Here is a 13,801-nt window from a genome sequence, read left to right on the forward strand (position 1 = left end):
TTTTTGGCGAGTTTTTATGTTATCAGAACTTTAAGCTATTGTTAAAAATTACACTAAATAAGATTCAGTAAGTACCCCAATATTGATCCACCCAATATTATCCACATCACATTCACCTTTTTAATCCCAAAAATCAGGAATGCACTTAGCAAAGCGATAAGTATTGCTCTCCAATCTATTAGCGTATCTACAGACATCACATATAATACTGAAAGCATAATAGCCACCGCCGCAATATTAACAGAGTCTAAGAAATAACCCAATACTTTAGATTTTCGCATTTTAGGAACCAATGGATTTAGAACTAAGACAAAAAGAAAAGAGGGAAGGAAAATCCCTAATGTTGCACCAACAGCTCCCCAAAATCCGGCTAATTGATACCCTATAAAGGTGGCTGTTGATAATACGGGACCTGGTGTAAATTGTCCAACCGCAATAGCATCTATCAGTTCAAGTCTTGTCAACCATCCTTTAGTTACTAATTCTGCATCAAGATACGCAAACAACACATAACCGCTACCATATAGTATAGCGCCCACCTTTAGAAAAGTCCAAAACACTTTTATAGAAGATAGTTTAATAAAAGTAGCTGTCGAAATCTTGAATATAAAAAAAGGAGCAATAGATTTAGGAGTAGTTGCGAATTTAGATTTGGAATAAAAATATAGTACTCCTAAAACACCTGCGCTTAATAACGCTATAATTTCATTAACCCCTAAAAGGCTAACAATTAGTACTAAAAAACCTATAGCACCAATCTCCCGGCTTTTTAAAGCTTTTTTACCTAATTTTAGAATAGCAGATGCAATTATAGCCAATACAGCCGGCTTAATCCCAAAAATAAAAGGAGCAACTTCTGGCAATTGTCCATATGAAGTATAAAACCACGCCAAAACTCCTGTAATAACAACTGCTGGAAAAACAAAACAAGCGCCCGCGACAAATAAACCTGCAATTCCAGCTCGTTCATGACCACAATGCATGGTCATTTCAGTAGAGTTAGGGCCAGGAATTAAATTAGTTACACCAATAAGATCTAAAAAGTGTTCTCTGTCCATCCATTTCCTTTTATGAACCACTTCTTCTTCCATCATAGCGATATGAGCAGCTGGGCCTCCAAAAGCAAAACAGCCCAATCTAAAAAAAACCATTGCAACCTCTATAAGTCTTTCCTTTTTATTCATTCAAATAGTAATGTTTTAGGATTATGTTTAAAAACAAGATGATCAAAAATATGAATATAATAGTAACTTTTAGTGTCTAAAATTATAAGAAACTAGGGCGCTCGTTTTAAAGAGTAAGTTAAATTTATTGTTTTACAAAAACCTGAAAAACAATATTTTACAGATTCAATGTTAATTTAATGTTATGCAAATGTTGTTTAAATGTAAAATAAATAGTACTTTTATACTATAGGTCGACATCCCAAAATAATTTTAAAGTATTTAGAATCATGAAAAACATATTAGTAGCAATAGCCATTTTATTTTCAGGAACTATGATGGCTCAGGATGTAAAACCTACTTTCGAAAAACAAGGAGATGTAATAAAAGGAACCTTCTTTCACGACAATGGAGAAATCCGTCAACAAGGATTCTATAATAAGGAAGGGAAATTACAAGGAGAATGGAAATCATATGATGTTACCGGTAAGAAAATTGCCATGGGACAATATAAAAATGGAGTAAAAACTGGTAAATGGTTCTTCTGGAATAATGAGAAGTTATCAGAAGTAAACTATACTGATAATACAATCGCATCGGTAACAACATGGTCTAATAAAGATGATGTTGTGGTAAATTATCCAAAAAATTAAGTATATCAACATAAAATAATTATGGCGCTTCGAGAATTCGAAGCGTTTTTTTATGTGAACAATTCAAAAAAAAAAGATCCTCTTTTATTCAATTTAGAATATAAAGAGATCACTGCATTAATATTTATTTTACATACTTAATACGCTAAAACATTTTCTTAACATAGAAAACAATATACTAAATACAATTACTACTCTTCTTCATCCTTTTAAAATCAATTATTTCGAGATTTTATTCCTCTATTTTTCTTTCACTAAAAAGGAATCTCTTATTCAATTCTGATAACAATTACCTAACATTAATATCATTCTTATTTAATTTTTCAGTAACACACAGGTAACAATTGCTATCGTTATTTGCCTCAAAATTAGAACACGTTACATGAGAAAAATTGTAATTCTCTGTGCACTATTCGTTGTTGGAATAGTTAGTGCGCAGGAAACCGGCTCCATAGCTGGTACTTTGCTTGACAAAGAAGCAAATGATCAACCTTTACCCTTTGCCAATGTATTGATAAAGGGAACTAGTAAAGGAACAACCACAGATTTTGATGGATTATATACCATCGAAAATTTAGAACCAGGAACCTATACCATAGAGTTTAGTTTTGTTGGTTATGAAACCTTAGATAAAGAAGTTGTCGTTACCGCTAATCAAACTACTACGCTAAATGCATCTTTAGGAGCAAGTGCTGCTGCATTAGACGAGGTTATTATTAAAACCACTGTTAAGAAAGAATCTGAAGCTGCTATCCTACTTGAACAAAAGAATGCGGTAACTATTCAGCAAAAAATTGGAGCACAAGAGCTTTCTAAAAAAGGAGTAAGTGATGTAGCCACAGGTTTAACCAAAGCAACCGGTATTTCTAAACAAAGTGACAAATTATATGTTCGTGGTTTAGGAGATCGTTATAACAATGCATACTTAAATGGTTTACCCATACCTTCATTAAATCCTAAGTTAAAATTGATCGATTTAGGAATCTTCCCAACTGATATTGTGGAAAACTTAGGTATCTATAAAACCTACTCTCCTAATATCTACGGTGATTTTGCAGGAGCAAGTGTAAATATCGACACCAAAGATCGTCCTGGAAAAGGTTTCTTAGAAATTGGTTTCAGTTCTGGCGCTAACACAAATGCTATCAGTAATGATTTCTTTTTATTAAATGGAGGTCAGTATGATCAATGGGGAATTGATGACGGATCCAGAAGAGTACCAATCTTTTTAGATATCCCTAATTATAATTACAATAGTACCGAAATTGACTATTACCCTTTTGACACTTCCTTTAACCCAAAAAAGAGATTTAACGGTCCAGATGGAGGAGTTAGTGTTACAGGCGGAAAAACGTTTACATTTGGAGAGGATAGTCCTCATAAATTAGATTTTCTTTTTACAGGATCCTTTAGTCAAGAACATAAAACTGCTTTAGATGGTGTAGAAGCAGCCTATAATTCACAAGGTGAATCCGTAGTTGGTATTGGTTTCTTTGAAGATGTAGATCGCTACAGATATACAACAAATACTACTATACTTGGTAGCTTAGGATACCGATGGAATAGTAATAACAAAATTCTTTCTACTACACTATATGTAAATGACACACAAGACGAGCTAAGAGAATTAAGAGGTCTTAGTAGTGAAGATACTGATGTATTTATCAGAATTAGAAGAGGAACTTATGAGCAGAATAACCTATTTACGCAACAGTTCACGGGTGACCATAAGTTTAATGAAGACAAATATTCATTAGGTTGGGGAGTTGCTTATAACAAGGCACAAGGTTTAATCCCAGACAGACGTCAATTAATTTTCACCGAAGTGTCTAATGGAAACTTAATCCTTGGTGATGCAACGAGTCCTGATTTTGCTAATAACCAACGTTTTTATCAAGAATTAAACGAAAATGATTATTCTGGTAAAGTAGATTTTGATATCAATTTTGGAAAAGACGAAGATGATAACTTCAAAAATAAAGTTACGATAGGTACTTTCTTTAGATCAAAAGATAGAGATTTTGAAGCAAATCAGTTAAACTACAACCTAAACAACCTTAATAACCTTAATGTAGATTTTAATAATCCAGATGCACTGCTTAACGAGGAAAACTTCCTTGCTGGTGAGTATATCGTATTAGAAAACTTAAACTCTACCCGTATTTACGAAGCAGATTTTACAAATTTCGGAGGATATGCTAATTTACAATATGCTCTAGGTGAAAAATTAATCTTCAATGGAGGCGTAAGAACCGAAATATTCGAACAAAATATAAACTTTAGGCTTCAGCAAGATTTAGAAACGAGTCCATTTAGAAACAGTGTATTAGATGAAACTTTTATCTTACCAAGTCTTAGTCTAAAATATTCACTTAACGAAAGATCAAACCTTCGATTTGCTGCAAGTAAGACTGTAACCTTACCAAAGTTTACAGAGGTTGCTCCTTTCTTAGATGAAGATGTAACCGAATCTACGGTAGGTAATCCAGAACTTAAGAACTCAGACAACTACAATGTAGATATTAAATGGGAGTATTTCCCTGAACAATCAGGAGAATTATTAAGTGCAACAGTATTTGGTAAGTATATAGATAAACCAATTGAAAAAATAGGACTAGCATCTGCATCTAACTTTGTTTCTTTTGGTAATACATCTAACGCTACTGTTTTTGGTTTAGAATTAGAATATAGAAAGAATCTTGGTAATCTTTTTGAATTAGAAGAAACCGTTTGGAACGATCTTAATTTCGGGGTGAATACTACCCTTATGTATTCTAAAGTAGAAATAGATGAAAATCTTCAGATCAATGGAGTAAATATTGCACCTACTAATAATGATCGTCAGCTACAAGGAGCTTCTCCATTCTTAATCAATGCAGATATAGCATATACCAAAGAAATCAAGAATCATAAAATTACTTCGGCATTAGACTTCAATATTTTTGGAGATCGAATCTATGCAGCAGGTAGTAATGGTAGAGGAGACATTTTTGAAAAAGGATACGGAACCTTAAACTTTAATTTTAAAGATGAAATCGGAAAAAATATTGAAATCAGCTTTAAAGCTAAAAACTTATTAAATCCTTCTATTACCAGATTTCAAGATCAAGAAAACTTAAACCAAGAATTTACAACATACAATTTTGATAATGGTATCAACTTCAGTCTTGGAGTAACATTTAAACTTTAAAAAAAAACGAACACAAATAATATTAAAGATGAAAACTAAAAATTTATTTACGGGAATATTACTTGGGACGGCAGTATTGTTTTCTGCCTGTACTATTCAAGAAGACAATATTGGTGATGTAATTATCAACCAAGGTGGTAATGGAGATACTGATGGGAGCATTCTTCTTGAAGGTCAAATTACAGAAGATATCACACTAACAGCAAACGAAGTGTATGAATTACGTGGTGGTGTATCTGTCGTTGATGGAGTTACTATGACTATTGAAGCAGGAACAAGAATAATAGCAGGTGACGTTGGCGGAGTATTCTCTTACTTAGCTATCGAGCAAGGAGCAACTATTATGGCAGAAGGAACTGCAAACCAACCTATAGTGTTTACTTCTAACAAATCCACTCCTAATGCTGGAGATTGGGGAGGGTTGTTATTAGCAGGAAAAGCTCCTATCAATAGAGGAACTACAGCTACCACAGAGGTTGCTAATCTCACCTATGGTGGTACTGATGCTACAGATAACTCAGGAATATTGCGTTATGTGCGTTTAGAATATACCGGTGGAAAAATTAACGATGATGCTGAATATAATGGCCTTTCTTTATACGGAGTTGGTAGTGGAACTACAATAGAATACATCCAGGCTTTTAACGGTAACGATGATGGTATTGAGTTTTTTGGTGGAACTGTAAACCTAAAATATGCCATAGTAACTGGTGCTGGAGATGATTCTTTTGACTGGACAGATGGATGGATTGGAAATGGTCAATTCTGGATCGCACAACAAACTTCCGTTGCTGGCGATAAAGGTATCGAAGCAGATAATTTCTCTGATAACCCAGGTGCTGCGCCTTTCTCTAACCCAACATTGTCTAATATTACTTTAATCGGTGCAGAAGATGGTGATGGTGAGAATAAAGGAATCGAGTTTAGAGCAGGTACCAAAGTATCTATGTATAACACAATCATCAAAGCTTTTCCAGGAAAAGGAATCGAAGTAGATGATGACCAAACCTTAGTAAACCTAAATAACAATGAAGTAATCGTGAGAAACTCTATCATCGATAACGTAAACTCTTTTGATTTAGATCACGAAGATGTTGCAACGGTAGATTTAGCTGACTTTGCTACATTTAACAACTTTACTGTAGATGGCTCTGGAAACCCGTTTAATAGTATGGGAGCTGCAATCCCTTCTGGGTTCGAAATTAATGGTTTCAGAGGAACTTACCAGTATACAACTGCTATTGATGGAGTAGATAATTTTGATCCTTCTACGTTAGATCCTTTCTTTACTGCTGCTAACTATGCAGGAGCTTTACAAGAGAGTGATACTTGGACATCTGGCTGGACAAGACTATAAGTTATAGTAAATTCATATAAAGAAAAGCACCTTGATTATTTACAAGGTGCTTTTTTTATCCCATATCTGTTTTAAAAAATTGTAAACAGTTTTTTGAGTTTTAATCCTTTTTAACTTTGAGGCAATATTTTTTTAATACTTCAAAAACAAAAGAAACTAAAAACAAAAATTATAACAATCACCAAAACTCTTTTATAAACAACAATTTACTAACTATTATAGTATCATAGCGTATTCAAACTACTATCATTAGCCTAAACTAAACCGTAAATCTTACTCGATAAAGAAGTTACAGTTCCTTAATCCAAGAATAATAATAGGTTAAAACTAATGACGGTGAAACTTTATTTATTTGCAATAAGATTTTGAAATAATACTCTATTAAAATACAGAATACTACGCGTGATACTTTCTTGAATATTTTGAGTTAGCTATTAGACATAAAGAAACGTGTTCGTAGAAGGCTGGAAGATCATTATTATCCAACAACAATAATGTTTCTCTTCAGCCTTCTCTTTTTTATAAAATCTTAAAAATGAATATTTTTAAGATTTTAGCTGCGAAGTAATTGTTGTCTAATGCAAATTCTCGTATGATTCTTAAAAAAACACAAAAACATTACAACTATTCGTATTGTAAGTTTATCCAATTGTTAAGACAGATATATGCATTTTCACCCGTTTAACGTTGTCATAATGTTTATGTAATATCTTATAAAACTACCAAAACCTAAGGTTGCTCTTTTTCTGAAACAAATTCCCAATTTAGTACAGCAGAAAGGAAAAATCAAAACTTACGGTAAACAAAGGGTTTACAAGGACTAGTATCCTGTAACAATACAACAAAGAAGGTTAAAAAAATCATCAAAAACTCCTCTTCTCTTTATTTTCTCCAAAATTACAATCCCTTAAACTAAGGATAATAGTAGGATAAGATTCCTTACTGTAAAACCGTATTTATTTGTAACAGAATTTTACGAATACGAAATGAGAAAAATTTTCACAGTAATTGCACTGTTTTATCTTGGATTAAATTTTGCACAAGAAACCGGATCAATCTACGGAACACTTCTAGATAAAGAAGTAAACAATCAACCACTACCTTTTGCTAATATTGTAATCGTTGGAACCACCTTAGGTACTTCGACAGATTTCGATGGAAAGTATGAAATAAATAATATTCCTACAGGAACCTACACCTTAGAGTTTAGCTTTACCGGTTATGAAATCATACGTATACCAGAAGTTGTCGTAGCGCCTGATAAAGTAACCGTAATTGACACAGCATTAGGTGCTACTGCTGCTGCACTGGAAGAAGTAGTTATAAAAGTTCAAACCAATAGAGAGAGAGAAGAAGCTTTATTACTGGAACAAAAGAATGCTGTTCAAATAAAAGAGAGTATAGGTGCAGAACAATTAACAAGACTTGGAGTTTCTAACGCCTCCGCTGCTACCACAAAAATATCTGGTGTATCTAAAGCAGAAGGATCCGGAGATATTTATGTACGTGGTTTAGGTGATCGTTATCTAAGCACTACTCTTAATGGATTACCAATACCATCAGACAATATCGATAAAAAAAATATAGACTTAGAATTATTCCCAACAAGATTTATTGGAAATGTTTCAATAAGTAAAACCTTTGCTCCTTCTAACTCGGCCGATCTTGCTTCTGGAAATATAGATATCGTTTCTAAACAGGTTACAAAAACCAAAGATATTGGTGTAAGTGTTAGTGCAGGAGTTAATTCTAATGTAGCCGATAACGATATTTTTAGCAATTTTAAAGTCACAGCGAATAATGATGATATTTCTTTAGGAATATATAGTCGTGAATTTGAAGCCAGCAACCTTGTAAATGCCATAACTCAGCAATCGTGGAACACCGCAGAGATATCTACTCCTATCAGCTATGGATTTGGGTTTAATATTGGAGGAATATTAGGTGAAGCTAGAAATTTTAAACTTTATTTCAGTGGAGGTCAATCAGTTGATCACGAATATAGAGAAGGTTTGTTTAGAGAATATGATCAGGGGAACCTAAGAGACGTAGTACCAGAAGATGATTTAAAACGTTGGTTACGTACTGTTAACTCCACAGCAATGTTACACAGTCAATATAAGATTAGTGATGATCATAAATTATCTTTTAACAGTTTTGTCATTAACAAAGTTTTTGAAGAAACCTTAGAAGCTGGACGTGAACGTACTACAGAATTTTTCGAAGAACTAGATAATATTGAAGAAGGATCTCAGTTTCTTAGAGATCAAAATATAAAGAATACTTTTCTATCCGCAACACAGCTTATAGGAGAACATAAACTTTCTGAAAAGAATAACTTAGAATGGGCAGCGGGATTTAATTATTTAGTGGCTAATGAACCTAATAGAATTCGTAATGAAGTAAATATTCTTAACGATAATTCAAATACACCTGAGAACGAAGATGGGGCTATAGAACTTGGATTTACTGGAGGATTTCAACAAAGAAAATCTGTTCAAGAAATTACCGATCAAGAAATTAATGCTAGAATCTCTGATAAATGGGTTCTTAAGCAAAATGAGGATGAAGAAGATATTTTTGTCTTAAATGTAGGTGGAGATTTTAGAAATAAAACCAGAGATTTTTTATCACAATTTTTTGGAGTTGAAGAAGGTAATGTAGCAATCAACCCCACATCAATAGATGCTATAGGTGATATCTTCACTCAACAAAATTTTGACACTGGCGCACTGCAACTTAATACACAGCCAATAGATACTTATGACGCAGAACTTCTTTCTTACTCTGGAAACGCAAACTTTACAGGAACATTTAACAAGTTCACAGCGCAAGTTGGTGTTCGTTATCAGAAAGATGAAATCGATGTTAACTTTGATGTAGGAAACTTTGTAAATCCTCTTACAGGACAAGCAAGAATTGGATCTTCGAATAAAGAATACGATAATTTCTACCCGTACTTGAACCTAAAGTATTCAGTAAACGAAAAATTAGCATTACGTCTTTCAGGAAGTTTAGGGCAAACATTACCTGAATTTAAGGAAATTGCACCTTTTCAATATGTATCTCAAGTTGGGCAAGTATTTCAAGGAAATCCTAATGTAGAAAGATCTCAGAACTACAACGTAGATTTTAAAATAGAATTTTTTCCGAAAAACGATGAGTTAATATCTTTCAGTGCCTTCTATAAGAGAATAGAAGATCCAATAAACCGTGGTTTACAAAGAGGAGGAGAAGATATCTTCTCTTACTTCAATACAGGTGATAGAGCTCGTATTTTAGGATTCGAACTAGAAGGAAGAGTTTATATAATTAAGAAACGAGAATCAAATCCTAATTTAAGGCTTAGTGGGAACATATCTTATTTAGATCACGTGCAGGATTTAAAAGATGTTATTAGAGAAGATGGAACACTTCAACAAACTTTCAAGTATGGAGACAGAACTGAAATTGGATTAGAAGGTGCATCTGATTGGATCTCTAATCTATCATTAACTTTTAACTCTGGTGAAAAATTTCCATATGAACTTACGCTTATAGGAAACTATACATCAGATAAGATTTTTGCTTTAGGAGCTCCTAGAAATCAACAGCAACCAGATACTTTCTTCAATGGCGAAATTATAGAAAAGGGGTTTGTTACGTTAGATTTTATCGCTAACAAACAGATAAATGACAATTGGAGCATTGGATTAACTGCTAAAAACTTATTAAATCCTACAATAGAAAGAACACAATTTATTCAAGAAGTTGTAAGTGGAGATCAATTTGAAGATACCATCTTATCATATTCTACAGGAATAAACACCTCTTTAAGTGTTAGTTACAAGTTTTAAAACTTTATTTTAATTAAATATAAACAATGATGAAAACGTTAAGTAAATTATTAAGCTTTGCACTAATTACAGGGTTACTTTCAGTTTCCTGTGGTAGTGATGATGACAATGGTGGACCAATAACACCTATTGATGATTCTATTTTAAATGGTCTTATCAGTGAAGATCTTACATTAGACGCTAGTGTTGAATACTCAATTACAGGAACTGTAACTGTTGCATCAGGAGTTACTCTTACTATACCTGCAGGTACTGAAATCGTATCAGAACCAGGAGTAGATAATTACCTGGCAATATTAAAAGGAGCTGATATTGATATTCAAGGAACAGCAGCTAATCCTGTAATTATGCGTTCTAATGGCCAAGCAGGAGCTTGGGGTGGTTTAGTTATTTGTGGTGATGCTACGACTACGGAAGGAGCAGATGCGATAGCGGAAGTTGGAGGGCTTATCTATGGTGGAAATAATGACACCGATAGTTCTGGTAATATCGATTACTTAATCGTTAGAGATGCTGGTGCACAAATTACTACAACTTCACAATTCAATGGTCTTACACTATATGCTGTAGGTTCTGGAACTACAATCGACAATGTAGGTATCATTAATGGTACGGATGATGGTGTTGAATTTTTCGGAGGAACCGTAAATGTAAATAACTTATACCTACAAAACAATGAAGATGATGCTGTAGACTGGACAGAAGGTTGGAATGGAACACTTACTAACGGATATGTTTTAAACACTATCCCAAATTTCTCCACTGCTATTGAGGCTGATGGTGTAAATAATAACCCAACACTTGTTAACTTTACTGCAATCTCTTCTACTGGAGGAACTGCAATCCAAATCAAAAATGATTCTGGTGCTACTATCAACGGTTTAACTTTAACTGGATTTGATACATCTTTCGATTTTAGAGATAACGCTCCAGCTTCTAACTTACAAATTGACGGTGCTGATGCGGACACTGCTGCTGATGCTGTATTTAGCACATCTTCTACAAATGCAAGTTTATTTGCGTGGGTAATTGATGCAGGAACTGGTTCTGGTAACGTACTTCCAGCTACTATTTCTAGCGATCTTACACTTGATGCTTCTGTAGCATACGAAATAAGTGGACCTGTTTTAGTAAGTAATGGTGCTACTTTAACAATTCCAGCTGGAACTACAATTGTTTCTGAATCTGGAACTGCAAACTACTTAGCTGTATTAAAAGGAGCTTCTATCGATATCCAAGGTACTATGACTAATCCAGTAGTAATGGAATCAAATGATGGTGAAGCTTGGGGAGGATTACTTATTTGTGGTGACGCCACTACCACCGAAGGTGTAGATGCTATCGCTGAAGTAGGTGGTCTTGTTTACGGTGGTACTAATGATACAGATAATTCTGGTACTATCAACTACTTAGTTCTTAAAAATACTGGTGCTCAGATCAATGCTGATTCTCAGTTCAATGGCCTAACTTTATATGCAGTAGGTAATGGAACTACAATTACCAACGTAGCAGTAATTGGAGGTTCTGATGACGGAGTTGAATTCTTCGGAGGCACTGTAAATATGACGAATTTCTACGCAGAAAACCTTGAAGATGATGCTGTAGATTGGACTGAAGGATGGAACGGTACACTTACGAACACATTCGTAAACATAACAATCGCTAATTTCTCTACTGCTATCGAAGCTGATGGTGTAAACAACAACCCAACACTTGTTAACTATACTGCCGTTTCTACGATGGGAGGGACAGGAATCCAAATCAAAAACAATTCTGGAGCAACTATCACTGGTATTTCTTTAACTGGATTCGACACACAGTTTGATTTTAGAGATAGCGCACCTGCTTCGAACTTACAAACAGATGGTGCTGACGCGGTAGAGACCTCAACCTATAATACTTCTACAACGATAGCTGCTGATTTTTCCTGGGCTACTTCCCTATAAAGTCAGATCATAAAAGATAAAGATAAAAATCTCATTTTATATAGAAAACACCCTCAATTGAGGGTGTTTTTATATATCATAGCTACACTTTCACCGATTTCCAAGTACCTTTTCTAAACCATATAATTCCAACTACGGCTATTAATATTTCGGCAAAAGTAATTGCTAAAAACACTCCCATTGCTCCCCAATCAAAAACAATTGCGGCCAAATAAGCAAACGGAAGTTGAAATACCCAGAAGCAGAAAAAGTTAATAATAGTTGGTGTTTTAGTATCTCCAGCACCATTAAATGATTGAATCACCACCATGCCGTATGCATAGAATACGTATCCAGCAGCAATTACACGCAGACTTAATGCCCCGTATTTTACGACTTCAGGTTCTACGCTAAAAATTCTGATAATAACCTCAGCAAAGATTAAGTAAAGTACGGATACTAATATCATAAAATAAGCATTGTACTTTCCTGTTTTCCATACGGATTGTTCTGCCCGTTCAGGTTTACCAGCTCCAAGATTCTGACCTACAAGTGTTGCTGCGGCATTACTCATTCCCCAAGAAGGCATGAGTGTAAACATCAATACTCTGATAGCAATGGTATATCCCGCCAAAACTTCACTACCAAATTCTGCCATGATCCTCATCAAAAACACCCAACTAGAGGTTCCAATAATAAACTGTCCAATCCCTCCAAGAGATACTTTGATCAAGTTAATCATTACTTTAGATCGCAAAACAACATCCTTAAAAGTTACCTTAATGGTACTCCATCCAAAGAAAAGAATCATCAGTTGCAATAGCACTGCACTACCTCTACCAATTGTGGTAGCAATTGCAGCTCCCTGTACTCCGAAACCTGGAATTGGTCCAAATCCAAAAATAAAAAGTGGATCCAAAATGATATTTAGAAGATTTGAAACTATTAATACTTTCATAGCAACCGACGCATCACCCGCTCCTCTGAAAACTGCATTAATCAAAAACAATAACATAATTGTAATGTTTCCGCCTAATAAAATTTGTGTATATCCATATCCATCAGCTATTAAATCCGGTTCAGCTCCCATAAGAGCTAAAATTTCTTTCGGGAAAAGTATTCCAATTATACTTATAATAATTGCAACAGAAATACCTAAAAATATAGATTGTATGGCTGCCTGTGAAGCTCCATCAATATCTTTCTCACCAACCCTTCGTGCTACAATAGCAGTAACCCCCATACTAAGACCAATTGCAACAGCATAGATTAATGTGATTACCGATTCTGTTAATCCAACTGTAGCTATAGCATTAGCTCCAAGACTGGAAACCCAATACGCATCTACTAATGCAAAAATGGATTCCATCATCATTTCTAAGATCATAGGGATAGCAAGCATGAAAACCGCTTTTCGAATACTACCAGATGTGAACTGTTGTTCTTTGCCAGTAACTGCTATTTTAAAATAAGAGAATAGTTTAGTAAGGGTAAGTTTATTTTGTCTCATGAATAAGAAGAATTACGTTTAAAAAAAGAAAAAAAATGGAGTTAGCTAAAGAGATTTCTCTAGCTAAATAATACCCAGGTCGGTATTTCCAAAAAGACGTACATAATTCCTTATAACTTCATAATGAAACAAATATCCGTTTTTTTTATGAAACAACAAAACAAATG

The 13,801-nt window shown here is 34.2% G+C and carries 7 protein-coding genes; 5 read left to right on the top strand and 2 right to left on the bottom strand.

Going from position 1 to position 13,801, the window contains the following annotated elements; genetic code table 11:
• Positions 1–53: 53 nt before the first annotated feature.
• On the bottom strand, positions 54–1,184 hold the full coding sequence (gene chrA / locus Q0975_RS07790) for a chromate efflux transporter (RefSeq protein ID WP_299435048.1): 1,131 nt from the start codon (positions 1,182–1,184) through the stop codon (positions 54–56).
• 269 nt (positions 1,185–1,453) lie between these two features.
• Here chrA and Q0975_RS07795 point away from each other — a divergent pair, with 269 nt between their 5' ends.
• From Q0975_RS07795 to Q0975_RS07815, 5 genes are all read left to right on the top strand, one after another.
• Complete coding sequence (locus Q0975_RS07795) at positions 1,454–1,816, top strand: nicotinic acid mononucleotide adenyltransferase (RefSeq protein WP_299435050.1); 363 nt, start codon at positions 1,454–1,456, stop codon at positions 1,814–1,816.
• A gap of 382 nt (positions 1,817–2,198) precedes the next feature.
• On the top strand, positions 2,199–5,006 hold the full coding sequence (locus Q0975_RS07800; RefSeq protein ID WP_299435052.1) for a TonB-dependent receptor: 2,808 nt from the start codon (positions 2,199–2,201) through the stop codon (positions 5,004–5,006).
• 28 nt (positions 5,007–5,034) lie between these two features.
• Positions 5,035–6,363 (top strand): hypothetical protein, encoded by a 1,329-nt coding sequence (locus Q0975_RS07805; RefSeq protein WP_299435054.1) that lies wholly within the window; start codon positions 5,035–5,037, stop codon positions 6,361–6,363.
• A gap of 986 nt (positions 6,364–7,349) precedes the next feature.
• Positions 7,350–10,199 (top strand): TonB-dependent receptor, encoded by a 2,850-nt coding sequence (locus Q0975_RS07810; protein ID WP_299435056.1) that lies wholly within the window; start codon positions 7,350–7,352, stop codon positions 10,197–10,199.
• A 26-nt stretch (positions 10,200–10,225) separates the two neighbouring features.
• Positions 10,226–12,145: a hypothetical protein gene (locus Q0975_RS07815; protein WP_299435058.1), complete on the top strand. Its 1,920-nt coding sequence runs from the start codon at positions 10,226–10,228 to the stop codon at positions 12,143–12,145.
• Positions 12,146–12,227: 82 nt separating this feature from the next.
• Here Q0975_RS07815 and Q0975_RS07820 read toward each other — a convergent pair whose 3' ends face one another.
• Positions 12,228–13,634 (bottom strand): MATE family efflux transporter, encoded by a 1,407-nt coding sequence (locus Q0975_RS07820; protein ID WP_299435060.1) that lies wholly within the window; start codon positions 13,632–13,634, stop codon positions 12,228–12,230.
• Positions 13,635–13,801: the final 167 nt, after the last annotated feature.

It is taken from the genome of uncultured Aquimarina sp. (assembly GCF_947500065.1).
Lineage (GTDB): Bacteria > Bacteroidota > Bacteroidia > Flavobacteriales > Flavobacteriaceae > Aquimarina.

Coding starts and splice junctions, on each gene's coding strand:
- chrA (WP_299435048.1), bottom strand. CDS start 1,184: ATGAATAAAAAGGAAAGACTTATAGAGGTTGCAATGGTTTTTTTTAGA.
- Q0975_RS07795 (WP_299435050.1), top strand. CDS start 1,454: ATGAAAAACATATTAGTAGCAATAGCCATTTTATTTTCAGGAACTATG.
- Q0975_RS07800 (WP_299435052.1), top strand. CDS start 2,199: ATGAGAAAAATTGTAATTCTCTGTGCACTATTCGTTGTTGGAATAGTT.
- Q0975_RS07805 (WP_299435054.1), top strand. CDS start 5,035: ATGAAAACTAAAAATTTATTTACGGGAATATTACTTGGGACGGCAGTA.
- Q0975_RS07810 (WP_299435056.1), top strand. CDS start 7,350: ATGAGAAAAATTTTCACAGTAATTGCACTGTTTTATCTTGGATTAAAT.
- Q0975_RS07815 (WP_299435058.1), top strand. CDS start 10,226: ATGATGAAAACGTTAAGTAAATTATTAAGCTTTGCACTAATTACAGGG.
- Q0975_RS07820 (WP_299435060.1), bottom strand. CDS start 13,634: ATGAGACAAAATAAACTTACCCTTACTAAACTATTCTCTTATTTTAAA.